Raw genomic sequence first — 18,194 nt, 5'->3', positions numbered from 1 at the left:
GCTGAGCGGGAGGTGGCGATTCAAATCGGCGCTGACCGCACGCCGATCGCAAGTGTCTTTCGGAATCTAAGGCCCGCTGTCGCGTTTTTTAGGCATGTGCTAACCGTTTCGTAATTGGCCAGAAGCGGAATCACGCGCAATGTACCGCTTTAACTCCTCGCCAGTGCGTGAATTCGATGCGTGGATGATCTCTCTTGCTGGGCCGTTATAAACGACCTGCCCCCCCTCATCGCCAGCCCCCGGCCCCATGTCTATGATCCAGTCAGCTGCAAGCATCGAGTCGAGGTTATGCTCCACAATAATGACTGTAGTCCCATCCGCAACTAGACGGCCCAAAAGCGAAAGCAGTCGCTGTACGTCGAGACCATGTAGGCCCGTGGTGGGTTCGTCTAAAACCAAAGTCTTGGTACCCGTCTGGATGGTCATTGCCAATTTAACCCGTTGGCGCTCTCCGCCCGAAAGTGTGGAGGTTGAACGTCCAATCGAGAGATGCCCAAGTCCTACCTGCTCAAGACAGTTAAGCGCAGCGACAATCTCTTGGTCTCGATCATAAAAAAATGTCTTCGATTCTGTAGCACGCATAGCTAAAACTTGTGCTATCGACTTACCACCAAGTCGAAAACTAAGTGAGGCATCATTAAATCCCGTGCCCGCACATGCCTCGCACTCGGTTTCCGTACTATCAAGAAACGCAAGCTCGGTAATACGCAATCCTCGCCCCTTGCAGGTGGGGCAAGCCCCCTTTGACGAAGAGCTGAACCATCCGGCGCTCACACTGTTCGCCTTTGCGAAGAGATTCCTAATGGCATCCATTACTCCGATATAGGTAGCCACAGTGGAGCGAACACTTCCCCGCATTGGACTCTGATCAAGAAGGAGCACAGATTGGTCTGCAATCAGCATCTCTTGGACGAGCGAACTTTTACCCGAACCGGCTACGCCAGTAATGACAGTGAGCACCCCGGCCGGAACTTCGACGTCGACCGACCTTAAATTATTGCGTCTCCCTTTGCGTACCTTGATCTCTACACCCTTCGGCTCTCTTGCCTTTAAGAACGACCGATCTTGATTCAGATAGGAAGCTGTGGGGCACTCCTTTCTCAGCAGCTCTGGTAGGCTACCGTCGAACAATAAAAGACCACCTTGATCACCAGCACCAGGGCCCATCTCAACAACCATGTCGGCAATCTCGATAATATCTGGATCGTGCTCGACGACAAGTACGGTGTTTCCTTTGTCGCGAAGGCGTATCAGGATTTCCCCTAAATGTCTTACATCCCGAGGATGGAGCCCCGTGGATGGCTCATCCAGAATGTAGGTGAAGCGCGTCAGTGAGCTACCGAGATGCCTCACCATTTTGATACGTTGCGCCTCGCCACCCGAAAGGGTTGGAGTGGTTCGCGCCAACTGCAGATAACCAAGTCCGAGGTCGACCATGGTATCGAGCAGCTTAGTAAGATTTTCGATAGCGGGTGCAACCTCAGGCATCTTCCATGACCGGACAAGCTCCAGTAGGTTTTTTACCGGCATCCATGAGAGCTCGTCGATATTCAGCCCACCAATTCTGCAGTCTAGGGCCGCTTGATTCAGTCTGGCGCCAAGACATACTGGGCACTTCATACGGTGGATTATGCGATCAAGATCACTCGCTAAGCGTTTGCGCCTCGTCTCGCTGATCTCACCGAGGTACATGCTCCGGAACCGGTGCACAATGCCCTCATACTTCGCGGTCGAGTACCAGTCAGGGGGAGGGTTCTTAAGCGAGCCCGGCTCTGCGTATAGCAGGAGTTCCAAGTCTTCCTTACTGTAATCTCGTAGTTTTTTATCTGGATCGAAGAGTCCGGTACGTTTGTACCAGCGCCAATACCAACTTCCTGGCTCATAGCTGCGGAAATTGAACGCACCTTCGTTGATAGATTTGTCGAGATCAATAAGCTCAGTCTCGTCGACATCCAATACTTCGCCCAACCCTTCGCAGTGCGGACACATACCCGCCGGATCGTTGAAGGAAAAGGCAGGGGAAAAGCCCGCTGAAGGTTGCCCCATCCGAGAAAAAATGAGGCGAAGTAGTGGCGCCGAATCAGTAGCGGTGCCAACGGTAGAGCGACTATTGGCGCCTATTGATTTCTGATCAATGATGATGGCTGTAGAAAGTCCAGCAATGTGCTGAACATGTGGTGTACCAAGATGAGGAAGTCTATTACGCACATAGGCCGGGTAAGTGAAATTGAGTTGCCGCTGGGATTCTGCCGCAAGGACACCGAAGACGAGCGACGACTTACCTGATCCCGATACGCCGGTAAAGACTGTAAGTTCGCCGACCGGAATGGAGACGGAGATATTCCGCAGATTGTTTTGGCAGGCACCGACGACTTCGATCATCGCAGCTAATGATGATTTTTCTGCCATGCAAATTTCTCCCTTCTACCCTCTCAAAATGCCCGTTACGATCAACAAGGTCGAACCTATTGCTACGACAGCATGGGATCTGAAAAAACTTCATTTTTTTTGGGGCCACTGAGAGATGTGCACGTTGAAATTCACAATGGATCCGACGGCGTGAGTCCTCCATCTTCCGCTACTGCGGGCATCAGTGTCGCAATCAACGCCCGAACAGCTCCCGGCAATGCATCCAGCTCCCTGACCAAAATACTTCGTTCGCGAATCGCCCAGGGCTCATCAATTTCAACAATCTCAAGCTTCATGGTACGACTGTGCCGAAGCGCGGCGGATTCGGGAATAATACCGATCCCCACCCCGGCCTCTACCATCCGGCAGATTGCCTCGAAACTCGACACCTGAATTCGCAAAGATAAGTTCTGCCCGAGCCGCTCCACATGGTCTCGTAGAAAGCTCAGCAATGTGGTGCCTTCATGCAAACCAATGTGCTGAAACGCCAACGTTTGTTTCAACTTCACCGGTTTCGGCCCCGCCAACGCATGACCCGCAGGCACCACTAATACCAGCCGATCGGTACTGAAATGCATCACCTGCAGCCCCGTAGCCTCCACCGGCCCTGCGATAATCCCCATGTCAGTGCTGCCGTCTAATACCCCTCGCACGATATCTCGCGACATACGCTCTTGCAGGTCAACCGTCACCGCCGGCCGCTTCGCCAGAAAACCTGCCAACACTTCCGGAAGAAATTCGGTCACTGCCGTAGTGTTGGCAAAAATCCGTATATGCCCGGCCGAGTCGGCGTCGTTGGTGGTGAATTCGGATTTCAGATAGTCCACCTGACGCATGATCAGTCGCGCATGTTTGAGCAAACGTTGTCCGGCAGGGGTCAACTCGACGCCCCGGCTGTCTCGGTACAACAAACGTGTATTGAGTTGGCTCTCCAACGCTTTGATACGGGCACTGGCCGCCGCCGGCGACAAGAACGCTCGGCGAGCACCCTGGGTCAGGCTTGGTGATTCGCCAATGTGAATAAACAAGCGCAAGTCAGCCAGATCGAAGTGCATGTTCGTTTCCAGAAAAACACTGTGCGTTCAGCATACATGAACGCCGGTATACGAAAATGCAAATTCTCAGAATACCGAACGCCTTGCATGATCCTTCTCAGAACAACAACTGGCGAGGGTATCCCGCATGGGTGCTGCAGATTTTTCTACTTGGCTAGGACGCACCGAAGAGGCTCAGGATCATTTGAGTCGCAACCTAATCAAGCGCATCGCCGCTACCTTTGGTGAAGAAACTCCAGCTAACGGCGCGGCGCTACCGCCGCTTTGGCAGTGGTGTTTCTTTCAGGAGCCGGTAGCGGAATCTCAACTCGGCACGGATGGCCACCCAGCGCGTGGTGGATTCCTGCCCCCGGCGGACAACCGCAATCGGATGTGGGCCGGTGGCCGTATCGAGTTTATCGAGCCATTGCGAGTCGGCGCTGACGCCCATCGCTTGTCGACCATCACCCATATCGAAGAAAAGATTGGTCGCACCGGCGCGCTGTTATTTGTCACCGTGCGCCATGAGTACTCCCAAGACGGTCGTTTGGCGATCCGAGAAGAACAGGACATCGTTTATCGCGAACCGAATCCGCCCAAGGAAAGTAGCGGCCATGCGCTTGAAGAGGGTGACTGGAATGAAAGCATCGAGCCCACCCCGACGCTGCTTTTTCGCTACTCCGCTGTGACCTTCAACGGCCACCGTATTCACTACGACTACCCCTATGTCACCGGAACCGAAGGTTACGCCGGACTGGTAGTCCACGGGCCGATGATCGCTACCCTGAACCTGCGCGCATTCTCACGTGCCAATCCCGATGCGCGTCTTCGCCACCTTTCCTATCGCGGTGTCCGTCCTCTGATCGCACCTCAGCCTTTCAACGTGGGCGGGCGAATTATCGAGCCCGGCAAAGCGCAGCTGTGGGCCGGTAATCATGCCGGAATCGCTCAAAGCGCTGAAGTCCTATTCGACTAACACCGTCATCCCCTTTTTAAAAATGTGTCCCTGCCCTGACCCATGAGAACCTAATAATGAACCCGAACGACAACGAAGAGCTGAATGCCATCCGCGAAGGCGTGCGCGCCTTGTGCGCCGAATTCGATGCCGCCTACTGGCGTAAAATCGACGAAGAAAAAGGCTTCCCGGAAGCATTCGTCAAAGCTTTGACCGACGCTGGCTGGCTGGCTGCGATGATCCCGACAGAATACGGTGGATCGGGTCTAGGGCTGGCAGAAGCCTCAGTAATTCTCGAGGAAGTAAACCGCTGCGGCGGTAACTCCGGCACTGTTCACGGGCAGATGTACAACATGTTCACACTGCTGCGTAATGGCAGTGAGGCACAGAAAAGCTATTACCTACCGAAGCTGGCCAGTGGTGAGCTTCGCCTGCAATCGATGGGCGTGACCGAGCCCACCACTGGCACCGATACCACCAAGATCAAAACCACCGCGATCAAGCGCGGTGACAAGTACGTGATCAACGGGCAGAAGGTTTGGATCTCGCGCATCCAGCATTCCGATCTGATGATCCTGCTTGCGCGTACCACACCATTGGCAGAAGTGAAGAAGAAGTCCGAGGGCATGTCGATCTTCCTGGTCGATCTGCGCGAAGCCATCGGTAATGGTCTTACCGTGCAACCGATCGCCAACATGGTCAACCACGAGACCAACGAGTTGTTCTTCGACAACCTGGAAATCCCTGCCAGTAGCTTGATTGGCGAAGAAGGCAAGGGTTTCAGGTACATCCTCGACGGCCTGAACGCCGAACGTACCTTGATCGCCGCAGAGTGCATTGGAGACGGTCGTTGGTTCATCGAAAAGGCCAGCGCCTACGCTCGCGACCGCGTGGTGTTTGGTCGTCCAATCGGCCAGAACCAAGGTGTGCAGTTTCCAATCGCCGAAGCCCATATCGAAATCGAAGCAGCCGACCTGATGCGCTGGCGTGCTTGTGAGGAATACGACAGCGGAGTCAACGCCGGAGCAAGCGCCAACATGGCCAAGTACCTGGCGGCAAAAGCCTCCTGGGAAGCGGCCAACGCCTGCCTGCAAACCCACGGCGGTTTTGGATTTGCGTGCGAATACGACGTCGAGCGCAAGTTCCGCGAAACACGCCTTTATCAAGTCGCGCCGATCTCTACCAACCTGATTCTTTCGTACGTCGCCGAGCACTTGCTCGAACTGCCACGCAGCTTCTGAGGACACGATGATGAGCCATACCCAAGCCCTGGCCGGTTTCCTGGCCGAGCTAAAATACGACGACATTCCTAACGCTGTTCTAGACCGGACGGAAGACCTGTTTCTTGACTGGCTCGGCTCTGCGCTGGCCAGCCAAGGCTCGCACCCGATCCCGCTGTTCGAGCGCTATGCGCAGCGTATGGGGCCTAGCGATGGCCCGTCGAAAATCCTGGTCAACGGCAGGGGGACATCTGCGTATTTCGCAGCACTGGTGAACGCTGCGTCGTCGCATTTGGTCGAGCAAGACGACCTGCACAACAGTTCAGTGTTGCACCCGGCCACAGTGGTTTTTCCCGCGGTGTTAGCGGCGGCTCAGGACTTAGGTAAGTCTGGACGTGACTTGCTGCTGGCGTCAGTTGCCGGCTATGAAGCGGGTATCCGCATCGGCGAATTTTTGGGTCGTTCGCATTACACCGTGTTTCACACTACCGCCACCGTCGGCACGCTGGCGGCTGCGGTCGCGGTAGGTAAATTGCTTGATTTCGATACAGAGAAATTTATCAACGTGCTGGGCAGCGCTGGCACTCAGGCTGCCGGACTTTGGGAGTTTTTGCGAGACGCTGCTGACTCCAAGCAATTACACACGGCAAAGGCAGCAGCGGATGGTTTGCTCGCGGCCTATATGACCCTCGATGGTCTGACCGGAGCACGTAATATTCTCGAGGGTGACCAGGGCATGGCCGCCGGAATGTCCCACGACTCTGTCCCTGAGAAATTATCTGACCGCCTGGGTACGCGTTGGGCGCTGGCTGAAACCTCGTTCAAATTCCACGCGTCTTGCCGTCACACCCATCCTGCGGCCGACGCCCTCCTGCACCTGATGCAACGCGAAGACCTGCATCACGAGCAGATCGCCAATGTCAGAACCCTTGTTCACCAAGCAGCCATCGACGTTCTAGGTCGCGTGGTGGTTCCGCAAACCGTGCACCAGGCCAAGTTTTCCATGGGCGCTGTGCTGGGTTTAATCGCTGTACATGGCAGCGCGCAATTAACCGAGTTTGAGCAACAGGCGTTGACCGACCCTGCCGTTGCCGCGTTTCGCGAAAAAGTCAGCATGGAACTCGACAGCGAAGTTGACGGCGCGTATCCGGCTCGTTGGCTGGGGCGAGTGATCGTCACTACTACAGACGGTCGCACGCTGTCAGCAGCCATTGACGAACCCAAGGGCGATCCGGGCAACACTCTGTCTCGACCTGAACTGGAAGACAAATTCCAGCGTCTCCTGGCCTTCTCCGGAGCGCGAACAGTTGACCAGGGCAAAGCCTTGATCGAACAGGTATGGCAACTGCGCGATGCCACATCTCTGAACAACCTGAACTAGAAGACAGCCCATGTAAGCGCTGCCCTAGGCGATGATCGGCCGGAAATCGGTCGTGCCACCTAAGGCAGTTCCTACAGGTGTGGCATCATCCGAGGTACAAAAAAATGACCACCCAGCATAACTTGCGTCCACTGGACGGCATCACTGTTATCAGCCTCGAACACGCGATTGCTGCACCGTTCTGTACCCGGCAACTGGCCGACCTCGGTGCTCGCGTGGTGAAGATCGAGCGCCCTGGTAGCGGTGATTTTGCCCGAGGATATGATGAGCGGGTAAACGGTCTGGCATCACATTTTGTCTGGGCCAATCGCTCCAAGGAAAGCCTTTCCCTTGACCTAAAACAGGATGAGGCAGGAAACATCCTTATGGGTCTTCTTGGAAAAGCCGACGTGCTGGTTCAGAACCTGGCGCCGGGTGCGGCGGCGCGGATGGGCTTGTCGTTCCAAGCGTTGCAGAAGCGTTTTCCACGCCTGATTGTCTGTGACATTTCAGGCTATGGCGAAGGCGGCCCCTATGAGAAGAAAAAAGCCTACGACCTGTTGATTCAAAGCGAGGGCGGGTTTCTCTCTGTGACAGGTGGGCCGGGTGAAGATGAGATGGCTAAGGCTGGTTGCTCCATTGCTGATATCGCTGCAGGCATGTATGCCTACACCGGAATTTTGTCCGCGTTGATGCTGCGCGATAAAACCGGGGTTGGCAGTCGCATTGATGTGAGCATGCTCGAGAGCCTGGTGGAGTGGATGGGTTACCCGATGTACTACGGGTTCGAGGGCGCGGCGCCGCCGCCTCGTGCAGGCGCTTCACATGCGACGATTTACCCGTACGGCCCCTTCCCTACCAAAGGCGGCGATACCGTGATGCTTGGGTTGCAGAACGAGCGTGAGTGGGCACTGTTCTGCGAAAAAGTGCTGCTGGATGCGGCACTGGCGACTGATGAACGCTTCTCGGCGAATTTCAAACGCTCTGCGAATCGTGATGAGCTACGCCAGATTATCGTTGACGGCTTTTCACAACTGACAGTCGATGAGGTGGTGGCCAGACTGGAAACCGCCCAAATCGCCAGCGCCCGGGTCAACGATATGCAAGGCGTATGGGATCACCCGCAACTCAAGGCTCGCGACAGCTGGCGTGAAATCGACAGCCCCGCCGGCAAATTACCCGCGCTCTTACCACCTGGGCGGAATGCATCCTTCACCCCGCGCATGGACTCGGTGCCGGGATTGGGAGAACACAACACGGGCATACTCGCTGAGTTGGGCTTCTCCGACGAAGATCAGGCGCGATTGCAGGCAGCTGGGGTCATCTGAGAACAGCCCCTGCGACGATCTCTTTTAGCAGTCAACTTGTTGGCGCGAGGGCAGGCGCAGTGTGTCCGATAAAGCCTCGCCAACAAGTTGGTAACAGAGGTCAATGAAGCAATCCAACCGCTAAACAATGACAAAAAAGGAAGCCTTCCATGTCCGGTTCCACCATTCGTTCCGCACTCTTTGTGCCTGGCAGTCGCCCTGAACGTTTTGCCAAAGCACTGGCCGCGGGTGCCGATGCGGTTATCGTCGATTTTGAAGACGCCGTCGAAGAGTCCCTCAAGCGCCAGGCAAGGGACAATCTCGCCGCATTTCTGCAAGCCGAAACACAAGCATCAGTCTGGGTGCGTATCAATGCTCCAGAGCACGCTGAACATGCCGCTGATATCGTCTTCTGTCAGCAGCAACCGGGCATCGCAGGAGTTTTGTTGCCAAAGGCCGAAAGTGCGGCTCAGGTCGCCGCGGTTGCTGTCACAGACAAACCGATATGGCCAATCATAGAAAGTGCGCGCGGGATTTTAAAACTCGCTGAAATCGCTGCTGGACAGGGTGTTCAACGTTTGGCATTTGGCGCCTTGGATTACGGACTGGATTTGAACCTGAACCTAGGCTCACCCGCGGGTCAGTTCGTGCTAGATCAAGCACGCGTGGCGTTGCTACTGCATTCGCGGGACGCTGACTTGCTGCCGCCGCTGGACGGTGTCTACCCAAGTATCGATGACCTGGAAGGCCTGCATCAAGCTATCTGCCACGCGCATGAAATGGGGTTCGCCGGCGCTATGTGTATCCATCCCAAGCAAATTCCAGTGATCCAGCATGCGCTGTCTCCGAGTGCGGAGGTGTTAGCTTGGGCGCAACGAGTCGTTGACGCCAGCGCACACGGTCGCGGCGCCTTTCAAATTGATGGGCAGATGGTCGATGCGCCAGTGTTGATCCGTGCGCAACGGATAATCGCGATGGCTTCGATCAATCCGAACGCTCATCGATGAAGCTGAGATTTTCTTAAGTATCCGGTCTTGTGTGCTCTGCATTTACCCACGCACTAAATTCGCGGAGGTAGAGTGCCGTGCACATATGACTTGGCTTTTGCTTTGAGATAATGACCCGCCCGAACATAGACTGAGTTCGGCTAGATCTTCGACTTGATTCTTTCAGAAATCAACGCTGAGAGCACACCTAAGCGCCCAGTGAAAAAATGATCCGCACCTGGTACGACTCTTACTGACGCGTTACTCCGCTCAGCCCACCGAAGAGCCTGCGACAGCGGAGCGCTTTCGTCCAACTCCCCGTGTATCAAACATGCTTCAGCGACTACTGGTGTCGCGTAGTGTCTCTTGCCTGGAACCTCGCCATCTGGAAGCCCACAGAGAATGACGTCATCACAGGATAGAGATGCCTGCGCCAATGCTTGCTCTACCCGTGCGGCAATGAAGGCACCAAAGGAAAATCCCATCAGAATGAAGGGCACCCTGCCCTCCCTTTCGCGCAGCAGGCTGGTCAGATCGATGATGTCCTGAGTTTCAAGAACTCCACCATCATATTTACCTGATGATTTCCCGACACCTCGAAAATTTGGACGATAGACACTCACACCTAGCGCGTTAGCGGCACGCATCATCGTAAAGGGGACTTTGTGATTAGCGTTCCCCCCCAGCAACGGATGAGGATGGGCAATCAACGCTACCGCTTTAGGTGTCGCCAGACAGTCGCTCAGTACCTCTGTGACGCCATTGGATACTTCAAATAATTCACTTGTTGCCATGGAAAACACCGCCGGCTAATTTGCGCTTCTCTCAGCTTGGGAGCTCGCGTCAGCGCCCGTCGGGGGGCTTAATTCTGGGATAGGTACATCTTCAACAACGCGCGACAGCAGTACCATCGGTTTTTTGCTATTTATAATGGCAAACATCATACCCCTGGCGCTTCTGGGCAATTTCTTGATAAGGCTCTTGGCCGTGTCCCTGAGCGCTTGATCCGTCCCGTGAATCTTGGCCGCCAGAAGTAGACAGATAGTTGCATCGATCATATTCATGAAACGTTGGTCTCGACAGCTACAGCAGGATATATAACGTCCAGAAGACACCGTTTTTCCGGTAGTTCATTACTAGATACGCTATCAAAGTTAAAAATCAGCCTCATGTGTTGCTCAGCACGACGCAATAGAACTTACATCATGCTGGCTCATTGACCGAGTGGGACTAGACGCTAAGGCACAAGTATTTGATTTCCAGGTAGTCCTCAATACCGTATTTGGAACCTTCTCGTCCCAACCCAGAGGCCTTAACACCGCCAAATGGGGCAACCTCGTTAGAGATCAGCCCTGTGTTGATGCCAACCATCCCATACTCGAGTGCTTCAGCGACGCGGAACACTCGACTCATATTTTGGGCGTAGAAGTAAGAAGCCAAGCCGTACTCCGTATCGTTGGCCATCGCGATGACTTCAGCTTCGTCTTTGAAACGGAACAGCGGTGCCAGTGGCCCAAAAGTCTCCTCCTTGGCAACGGCGGCATTCGTGGGCACATCAGTCAAAATAGTTGGCTCGAAGAAATTACCCTCCAGGCCGTTCCCACCCGAAAGAATCTTGGCCCCCTTGCTCACTGCGTCAGCGATGTGTTCTTTGATCTTCGCCACAGCTTTTTCGTCGATCATTGGCCCAGTAGTCGTACCCAAATCCAGACCGTTACCAACCTTCAGCTTAGCCACTCCTGCTTTTAGCTTTTCTGCGAAAGCATCATAAATAGCATCCTGCACGTAGATGCGGTTGGCGCACACACAGGTTTGCCCGTTGTTTCGATACTTGGAAATGATCGCACCCTCAACGGCTTTATCAAGATCGGCATCATCGAACACAATAAACGGTGCATTACCGCCCAACTCAAGAGAAACCTTCTTGATGTCCTTGGCACACTCACCCAATAGCTGCCGGCCAATTTCGGTTGAGCCAGTGAACGAAAGCTTACGCACGATCGGATTGCTAGTCAGCTCTGAGCCGATATCGCCAGCGCTCCCAGTGACCACACTGAATACACCAGCAGGAATTCCTGCTCGTTCTGCAAGTGCCGCTAATGCGAGCGCTGAATAGGGAGTTTGCGAAGCGGGTTTGAGCACCATGGTGCAACCGGCGGCCAGTGCGGGGCCAGCCTTGCGAGTGATCATCGCCGACGGAAAGTTCCAGGGTGTAATAGCTGCAGTTACACCGATGGGTTGCTTTAAAACGATCAATCGCTTGTCCGGTTGGTGGCCCGGGATAACATCGCCATAAATTCGTTTCGCTTCTTCAGCAAACCACTCAAGGAAGGAGGCCGAATAAACAACCTCTCCTTTAGCTTCAGATAAAGGCTTGCCCTGCTCCAGCGTCATCAGACGAGCGAGATCGTCTTGGTTTGCAATGATCAGCTCAAACCAGGCCCGCAATTTACTTGAACGCTCTTTAGCAGTCAGAGCACTCCAAGCTGGGAGTGCGCGGTTTGCAGCCTCAATGGCACGCCGAGTTTCTACTGCGCCCATTTTAGGAACAGTGCCAAGAATCTCATTGGTGGCTGGATTGTTAACCTTGATCGTCTGGCCGTTGTCGGCATCAACCCACACGCCATCTACATAGGCTTGCTGACGAAACAAATTGGAGTCTTTGAGCTGCATGATCACTTCCCGTCTTATGATTTTCGTGTCGAAAACTGCTCCGGTAAATTGGCCATCATCGCTGGAATCCAACGAGGGCAATACGGTCACTGTGGTTACTTAAGAGGGGCCATTAAAACCTGCCCCTAGCGTCACAGACACGAAGCAGCTTCAATCCTATCTCCAAAAGTTAACGGTCTGTTTTTTCGTGCATTCACATTTTCCGATGCCCCCGTTCACCGAGAAACATTCAATCGTTAGTTTTAAATAGTCCCCTCCGGAGTTCGCCCAATACACGAGTATGATATGGGCAAACACTATGACTTTTCTTTGGGCGATTATTCTTTTCAATAGTTCAGCATCTGATGACTTGACCGGCACTATGCAGAAACCGGCGACTAACTGACCGTATTCCTGCAAGCCGCCGGCAAAAGTCGCGGATAGACTGATCTTTCCACTCGAAGATCCCGCTCAACGCGGAAATCTGACTGATCCAACAACAAGAAAAGCTCAGTTGATTACAAAGCGGGCATGTCCCGCCTAGATACAAGCTGTCCTTACTGCCCTACCTCTAACGCTGTGCGCCAATGATGTGTCACACCTCGTGCGTGGCCGCTGTTTGTTCACGCTTTCGAATGGAAGAAAAGAATGTCAAACCTCAATAATCTCAAACGCAAATTATCCCTACTGGATCTCACGCTCATAGGACTGGGGGCCACGTTCGGTTCTGGTTGGCTATTCGCATCAAGCCACGTTGCAGCCATTGCCGGGCCCGCGGGCATCATCTCCTGGATAATTGGTGCTGCTGCCGTGTTTCTCCTGGGTCTTATGTACTGTGAGCTTGGGGCAGCGATGCCAACCACTGGCGGGATATTGCAGTACCCGATCATCAGCCATGGCCCAATGCTCGGATACATGATGGGGTTTATCACCCTCGTTGCTTACTCAAGCGTCGTGGCGATCGAGGTGGTAGCAGCCAGACAATACGCAAGCGCCTGGTTTCCATCCTTGACTGAAATAGGCTCAAGCTCTCCCACGATGCTGGGGTGGATGGTTCAATTTTGCTTGCTTTGTTTGTTCATGTTGACGAACTACTTCAGCATCAAATCGTTCGCCCTGGCCAACAACATCATCAGTCTGTTCAAATTTATAGTGCCGATCTGCGTAGTCGTGGTGCTATTCCGACATTTCAACAATGAAAACCTGACCCAATCCGGATTCGCTCCAAATGGCGTTGAAGGCATTGGTGCCGCGATTTCCGCAGGCGGCATTATCTTTGCGTACCTCGGATTGACTCCAATCATCTCCGCGGCGAGCGAGGTGAAAAATCCTCAACGCAATATTCCACTGGCTCTCATGCTCTCCATCGCTTGCTCAGCCGTCATCTATTTGCTTTTACAAATAGCCTTCCTGGGCAGCTTGCCCACTGAGATGCTGGCTAATGGCTGGAGTGATCTGGGTAACAAGCTTCCACTCCCCTTCCGTGACATCGCGTTGCTGCTGGGAGCAGTATGGCTTGCGACTATTGTGGTTGCTGATGCAGTCGTTTCCCCAACCGGTTGTGGCAACATCTTCATGAACTCCACGTCACGGATCGCTTGTGGGTGGGCAGGATCGACAACTCTGCTTAATGCTTTTGCCAAGGTTGACCCAAAGTCAGGCATCCCTCGTCGGGCATTGTGGTTGGCATTCGCGCTCTCAGTCGCCTGGACGCTACCTTTCCCATCCTGGGAAAAATTGATTAGCGTCGTTTCAGCAGCGCTCGTGCTTAGCTACGCAATCGCTCCAATTTCAGTTGCAGCATTGCGGCAGCGGAATTTCTCTCGGCCATTCAAGGTAAAAGCGCTTTTCTTGCTTGGGCCATTATCGTTCTTCGTGGCTAGCCTTCTGGTGTTATGGTCAGGATGGGACGTCATCTCCTGGTTGGCAGGCTTGCAGATCTTGATCTTTATCGTGCAACTGGCGCTTAAATCGATGAGCAGTACACGCTCTACGATGCCAAGAGAAATCAGATCTTCACTTTGGTTAGTTGTTTATTACGCCGGAATGATGGGACTTACTTGGGCATGCGGGCCTGGTAAAGTAAGCGAAGCAGCCGTCATTTCTATCCTTGCGATTTTCTCGACTGCAATTTATTTCTGGGGGGCCGCAAGCCCTTACCCACTCACCGAGAAAACAGACTCCCTTGCTATTCCATCTGGGGACTTAAAACCGCATACCGTTTAATCAATCATGAATCTGTGCCAAACCAGCCCACAGGCCGGTTTGGCACATGTTAAATCTACTGTTTTCCATACCTTATACTCATCGCCTCGTGAGTTAGGATCTGTGAATCAGAGTCGATGCTACATCTGGCATCGTTGCATTGAATTGACCACCTGGTGGCGTTCTGTTTGACCAGGGGGCATTCGCACTCACCAGCAGTTAAACAAATTAGAGCGCAGACCAAGATCACATGAGCGGGCCCGTGAGTCGCTCCCCTTCTGAGACAGAACGAAGCGACTTAGGCCGACTCAGTTGATTGGCCGCAGGCGATATTGCGGCGGCAGGTGCTCAAAGCCACTGACGGTTGAGTTCAGGCTCTTCCAGCGGCCATCCTTGATGCCATAAATGCACCCATGGATCGACAAGTTCTGGCCGCGGCTCCAAGCGTTCTGGATGATGCTGGTGTGGCCGACGTTGGCCACTTGCTGGATCACGTTAAGCTCACAGAGGCGATCGACCCGTTCTTCTTCAGTCGGCAACTTGGCCAGTTCTTCGCGCTTTTCGTAATAAAGATCGCGAATCGAACGCAGCCAGCCGTCGATCAGGCCGAACTGGCGATCCTGCATCGCCGCACGCACTCCGCCACAACCATAGTGCCCGGTGACCAGTATGTGTTTGACCTTGAGCACATCCACGGCGTATTGGATTACCGACAGGCAATTCAGATCAGTATGCAGCACCACGTTGGCCACGTTGCGATGTACGAACAAATCGCCCGGGAGCATGCCTACGATTTCGTTGGCAGGAACCCGCGCATCCGAACAACCGATCCAGAGGTATTCGGGGGTTTGTTGACGTGCCAGTTTTGCGAAAAAATCAGGATCTTCCTGCTTAATTGCATCAGCCCAACGGGCGTTGTTATCGATCAGAACTTGTAGATCGTTCATGTTCAAACCTCATAAATGATCCGCAGCTTTGGCGTGCGGCAAGCGCCCGAGGTCACGTTTCCTTTCGCAGGGTCGCGGGCAAAATCTCCGAATACTCATGTTGAATGCCGGGCCTATTCTGAAATACAGCCCCAAGCATGAGTAGTAGTCATAACCTGGTCTTTTTTCCCAATGGCGATTCAGTCGCTCTGCAAATTTGTATGTCCCCTCATAACCTAATCGCATCGTAGCGAGTCATTGTAAATGCAAATTCCTAGTCAAAGGAAATGCCTTCTGGTGGTCAATTGGCGTGCAATTTCGCGGCATTGCGATACCAACGCGCCTAGCGTAACCCCTTCACACTTGTGTCAAACGTCGGGGCGTTTGAACATTGCTTCCACTCGCACCAGAAACTCATCTGGCCAGACCTAAGTAAACAAATTAGACGCATAAAAAAACCGCTTGGTATTTGCTAACCAAGCGGTAAAAAGCGCTGACCAAGCGCAAGCCAATAGTTCAAAGTTCCTCGTGAACCATACAGTGTTGTGCATAGCGAAGATGATGGCTTCGCGAAAGCAAGCGTTACTATAGAGGTCGAAATGATCACCAGTCTTCGAAAACATTGCTAAATCATACAGTGCCCCATACTCATTCGCTGTATGATCTCTCCGTGATATTTTGCGGCATTTAGCACAGCAACCCGCGCCTTCACAAATTACTCTCATGCTCGGTGAGTAAACTAACACCTTGGCTTCTTACTAGAGCGGCGCTTTAAATGATCGACAGTAAAGATTTACTACATTGGATGGATAGAGATCTCTCCTTGATGGACAAGCTCTTTGATCGCATGCCTGACTTGATGTTTTATGTCAAGGATACGTTAGGTCGATACGTCGTGGTTAATCAGACTCTCGTTCGGTACAGCGGGAAACGAACAAAACAGGATGTAATCGGCCTGACAGCGGACGATTTGTTTCCAATTACGAGTTCGAGCATCGTTGCTCAAGATCTGGGGGTCATTCACACAAGAAAAGAAATAATCGATGCTTTGCGACTTTTTCGCTCTGCCGATGGCCATCGACAATGGTGTCTGAGTTCAAAATTCGGAATTGTTAATGGTGACGACCAGGCCACAGGACTGGTAGGGATATCTCGAATACTTGCACGACCTGATGAGAAGCATCTGGGTTATAAGCGTCTAATGGAGTTTTCAAGGCGGGTTAAAGAAAACCTTGGCCAGCCCCAGTTGATTGCTGATATTGCCAGGGAGGTTGACCTCTCAATGGATACTTTACAGCGATTAACCCGTGAGGTTTTTCAACTGTCACCCAAGCAAATATTGATGAAGGCAAGGATCGAGAAGGCGTGCGACATGCTCGAGCACAGCGAGACGAGCATTACTGACATAGCCACCGAGTGCGGGTACTCGGATCACAGCGCATTTAGCCGGCAGTTCAAGGCAACACTGCATTGCACCCCACAGCAATACCGCAGCACAACGATTAAAACTACAGCGCAAGAAAATTTGGCGTCAGCATTGTAATAGTACGCCCCGACAAATATCCGCGATCATTAAATATCAATGTCGCGGATAATATTAACTCAGAAGGTTGGAAGTTCTCCCAAACGCTCAACAATGTCGACACACCAGCGTTTGAAACGGATACACCAGGATTTTTTTATCATTATTGTCTCCACCTGAGAAGCGGTTACAACTCGACCCAACGCGAATAAGGGCGCCCACGGCCTCCCTTTTTAATCGGTTACAACAAAGTAAATATTGGCGAGACTCGAATGAGTCACCACATTCGAACCAAATGCCTTGATGGCGCAGGCACGCCATCAAGGCATTAAACGTTCCGAGCACGCAGATCATTAGACGTGACTGGCGCTTCCCATAAGCGCTTCTCTGAAACGACTTCTCAGGTAAGGGCCATCGCGTGGTGGTAATGCAGTCGGTGCTGGATCTGTCGTGACCTTCACACATAGCGTAACCGGGCCCTGGTGGCTATACAGTGTGTCGATTGCCTTCTCAAGACCATCCTGGTCATTCACGAGAATGCTTTGGCTAAAGCCCACGGCAGTAGCGACGGCGTTGATACTGACACCACGGCCCGCATGGGCTGGCTGCATGCCAGTTTCGGCATAATGCTCGTTATCAATTACGACAATGCTGAGGTTGTCAGGGCGATGGCACGCAACTGTAGCCAACGAACCAAGGCCCATCATCATTTCGCCGTCACCGACAAATACAATGACACGTTTGGTCGGCTGAGCCAGAGCTATTCCCATGCCGAACATCACTGCTCCACCCATTGCCCCCCAAAGGTAAAAATTCTGGGCACAGTCGCCTGCAGCAGCGACATCGAAAGTGGGGTTGCCGAGGCTTGTGACAGCTAGCGCATCACCCCGATCTTTTAAAATCCGGGCCACGACTTCACGACGATTGAGAGTCGGTTTAATCTTCTGAATAGCCTGCATGATCACACTCACTTATTAAAGTTTTTGGTGCCGATGACGCGCTGCCCAATCAGGACTGCAACCATACGGCCGGTCTGGTAAGCAAAACGTGCGCCAGCGCTAACCGTCGCCTCGACCTCTTCGGCAGAATCGGCGCGGTATACATACACACCAGACGCTTCCAAAACTTCTTGAGTGGACTTACCCATAGCTACCTGCCATGGGTTGAACTCGCCCCATTCACCCCTCATGGTAACAATCATGAAGAGTGGCATTCGAGTTTCATGTTGCAAGGAAAGCATGTTGATGCAGTTACCTACACCGCTTGACTGAACAAGAAGAACGCCACGTTGCCCTCCTGCCCAGGCGCCACCTAGTTGAGCAACACCCTCCTCCTCTGTGGTCAGCGAAACGGAGTGAATTTCCGGATCAGCATCACACATCTGGATCAACTTGCTATGCCCAGCATCCGGAACATAAACAACTTGCTTCACATCCAGCTTCTTAAATTCAGCAAATATTTGCTCTGGCCAATTTATCGTCACGTCTGCTCAACTCCAGTTGTTATTTTTGGCAAGAAAAAGCATGTAACCACCGCGGCTAGCGGTAGAAAAATCACTTTGCTCAATAAATTACAGGAACATCAATGTACAATCCTTCCGGCAGCCTGAAAGCTGACA

The 18,194-nt window shown here is 53.0% G+C and carries 14 protein-coding genes; 7 read left to right on the top strand and 7 right to left on the bottom strand.

Translation table 11 applies throughout. From position 1 onward, the window contains the following. Positions 1 to 99: 99 nt before the first annotated feature. Together ACMXYI_RS21950 and ACMXYI_RS21945 are read right to left on the bottom strand one after the other, a co-directional pair. Positions 100 to 2,409 carry an ATP-binding cassette domain-containing protein gene (locus tag ACMXYI_RS21950; RefSeq protein WP_415769043.1) on the bottom strand — a complete coding sequence of 770 codons (2,310 nt, stop codon included), beginning with the start codon at positions 2,407 to 2,409 and terminating at the stop codon, positions 100 to 102. Positions 2,410 to 2,540: 131 nt separating this feature from the next. After that, positions 2,541 to 3,464: a LysR family transcriptional regulator gene (locus ACMXYI_RS21945; RefSeq protein WP_415769042.1), complete on the bottom strand. Its 924-nt coding sequence runs from the start codon at positions 3,462 to 3,464 to the stop codon at positions 2,541 to 2,543. 127 nt (positions 3,465 to 3,591) lie between these two features. Between ACMXYI_RS21945 and ACMXYI_RS21940 the strand changes: the two genes are divergently transcribed. The 5 genes from ACMXYI_RS21940 (at position 3,592) to ACMXYI_RS21920 (ending at position 9,292) form a co-directional block, all read left to right on the top strand. Then, positions 3,592 to 4,419, top strand: a complete 828-nt coding sequence (locus tag ACMXYI_RS21940) for an FAS1-like dehydratase domain-containing protein (protein ID WP_415769041.1) — start codon at positions 3,592 to 3,594, stop codon at positions 4,417 to 4,419. A gap of 56 nt (positions 4,420 to 4,475) precedes the next feature. Further along, entirely contained in the window at positions 4,476 to 5,639 is a 1,164-nt protein-coding gene (locus tag ACMXYI_RS21935; RefSeq protein WP_415769040.1) for an acyl-CoA dehydrogenase family protein, read from the top strand. A 7-nt stretch (positions 5,640 to 5,646) separates the two neighbouring features. Then, complete coding sequence (locus ACMXYI_RS21930) at positions 5,647 to 6,999, top strand: MmgE/PrpD family protein (protein WP_415769039.1); 1,353 nt, start codon at positions 5,647 to 5,649, stop codon at positions 6,997 to 6,999. Positions 7,000 to 7,103: 104 nt separating this feature from the next. Continuing rightward, a complete protein-coding gene (locus ACMXYI_RS21925) occupies positions 7,104 to 8,306 on the top strand; it encodes a CaiB/BaiF CoA transferase family protein (protein WP_415773949.1) in 1,203 nt (400 codons plus the stop codon). Positions 8,307 to 8,455: 149 nt separating this feature from the next. Further along, positions 8,456 to 9,292 (top strand): HpcH/HpaI aldolase/citrate lyase family protein, encoded by an 837-nt coding sequence (locus ACMXYI_RS21920; RefSeq protein WP_415769038.1) that lies wholly within the window; start codon positions 8,456 to 8,458, stop codon positions 9,290 to 9,292. A gap of 140 nt (positions 9,293 to 9,432) precedes the next feature. Here ACMXYI_RS21920 and ACMXYI_RS21915 read toward each other — a convergent pair whose 3' ends face one another. Together ACMXYI_RS21915 and gabD are read right to left on the bottom strand one after the other, a co-directional pair. Further along, positions 9,433 to 10,065, bottom strand: a complete 633-nt coding sequence (locus ACMXYI_RS21915; protein WP_415769037.1) for an alpha/beta hydrolase — start codon at positions 10,063 to 10,065, stop codon at positions 9,433 to 9,435. 436 nt (positions 10,066 to 10,501) lie between these two features. Further along, on the bottom strand, positions 10,502 to 11,944 hold the full coding sequence (gene gabD, locus ACMXYI_RS21910; protein ID WP_415769036.1) for an NADP-dependent succinate-semialdehyde dehydrogenase: 1,443 nt from the start codon (positions 11,942 to 11,944) through the stop codon (positions 10,502 to 10,504). 627 nt (positions 11,945 to 12,571) lie between these two features. Between gabD and ACMXYI_RS21905 the strand changes: the two genes are divergently transcribed. After that, on the top strand, positions 12,572 to 14,149 hold the full coding sequence (locus ACMXYI_RS21905; protein WP_415769035.1) for an APC family permease: 1,578 nt from the start codon (positions 12,572 to 12,574) through the stop codon (positions 14,147 to 14,149). Between the two features lie 287 nt (positions 14,150 to 14,436). Here ACMXYI_RS21905 and can read toward each other — a convergent pair whose 3' ends face one another. Beyond that, entirely contained in the window at positions 14,437 to 15,075 is a 639-nt protein-coding gene (can, locus tag ACMXYI_RS21900) for a carbonate dehydratase (protein ID WP_415769034.1), read from the bottom strand. A gap of 754 nt (positions 15,076 to 15,829) precedes the next feature. On the opposite strand from can, the gene ACMXYI_RS21895 reads away from it, so the two are divergent. Further along, positions 15,830 to 16,597, top strand: a complete 768-nt coding sequence (locus tag ACMXYI_RS21895) for a helix-turn-helix transcriptional regulator (protein ID WP_415769033.1) — start codon at positions 15,830 to 15,832, stop codon at positions 16,595 to 16,597. A gap of 332 nt (positions 16,598 to 16,929) precedes the next feature. Here ACMXYI_RS21895 and ACMXYI_RS21890 read toward each other — a convergent pair whose 3' ends face one another. After that, positions 16,930 to 17,535: a thiamine pyrophosphate-dependent enzyme gene (locus tag ACMXYI_RS21890; protein WP_415769032.1), complete on the bottom strand. Its 606-nt coding sequence runs from the start codon at positions 17,533 to 17,535 to the stop codon at positions 16,930 to 16,932. A gap of 8 nt (positions 17,536 to 17,543) precedes the next feature. Then, positions 17,544 to 18,059, bottom strand: a complete 516-nt coding sequence (locus tag ACMXYI_RS21885; RefSeq protein WP_415769031.1) for a thiamine pyrophosphate-binding protein — start codon at positions 18,057 to 18,059, stop codon at positions 17,544 to 17,546. Between the last annotated feature and the right edge of the window lie 135 nt (positions 18,060 to 18,194).

The organism is Pseudomonas lyxosi, assembly GCF_047758685.1.
Classification (GTDB): domain Bacteria; phylum Pseudomonadota; class Gammaproteobacteria; order Pseudomonadales; family Pseudomonadaceae; genus Aquipseudomonas; species Aquipseudomonas lyxosi.
This window is presented reverse-complemented; position numbering and strand designations above follow the sequence as displayed.

What these genes read in the sequence shown, in the direction of transcription:
- ACMXYI_RS21950 (WP_415769043.1), bottom strand. Translation starts at nt 2,409, where the DNA reads ATGGCAGAAAAATCATCATTAGCTGCGATGATCGAAGTCGTCGGTGCC.
- ACMXYI_RS21895 (WP_415769033.1), top strand. Translation starts at nt 15,830, where the DNA reads ATGATCGACAGTAAAGATTTACTACATTGGATGGATAGAGATCTCTCC.
- can (WP_415769034.1), bottom strand. Translation starts at nt 15,075, where the DNA reads ATGAACGATCTACAAGTTCTGATCGATAACAACGCCCGTTGGGCTGAT.
- ACMXYI_RS21920 (WP_415769038.1), top strand. Translation starts at nt 8,456, where the DNA reads ATGTCCGGTTCCACCATTCGTTCCGCACTCTTTGTGCCTGGCAGTCGC.
- ACMXYI_RS21945 (WP_415769042.1), bottom strand. Translation starts at nt 3,464, where the DNA reads ATGCACTTCGATCTGGCTGACTTGCGCTTGTTTATTCACATTGGCGAA.
- ACMXYI_RS21890 (WP_415769032.1), bottom strand. Translation starts at nt 17,535, where the DNA reads ATGCAGGCTATTCAGAAGATTAAACCGACTCTCAATCGTCGTGAAGTC.
- ACMXYI_RS21925 (WP_415773949.1), top strand. Translation starts at nt 7,104, where the DNA reads ATGACCACCCAGCATAACTTGCGTCCACTGGACGGCATCACTGTTATC.
- ACMXYI_RS21905 (WP_415769035.1), top strand. Translation starts at nt 12,572, where the DNA reads ATGTCAAACCTCAATAATCTCAAACGCAAATTATCCCTACTGGATCTC.
- ACMXYI_RS21935 (WP_415769040.1), top strand. Translation starts at nt 4,476, where the DNA reads ATGAACCCGAACGACAACGAAGAGCTGAATGCCATCCGCGAAGGCGTG.
- ACMXYI_RS21915 (WP_415769037.1), bottom strand. Translation starts at nt 10,065, where the DNA reads ATGGCAACAAGTGAATTATTTGAAGTATCCAATGGCGTCACAGAGGTA.
- gabD (WP_415769036.1), bottom strand. Translation starts at nt 11,944, where the DNA reads ATGCAGCTCAAAGACTCCAATTTGTTTCGTCAGCAAGCCTATGTAGAT.
- ACMXYI_RS21940 (WP_415769041.1), top strand. Translation starts at nt 3,592, where the DNA reads ATGGGTGCTGCAGATTTTTCTACTTGGCTAGGACGCACCGAAGAGGCT.
- ACMXYI_RS21930 (WP_415769039.1), top strand. Translation starts at nt 5,647, where the DNA reads ATGATGAGCCATACCCAAGCCCTGGCCGGTTTCCTGGCCGAGCTAAAA.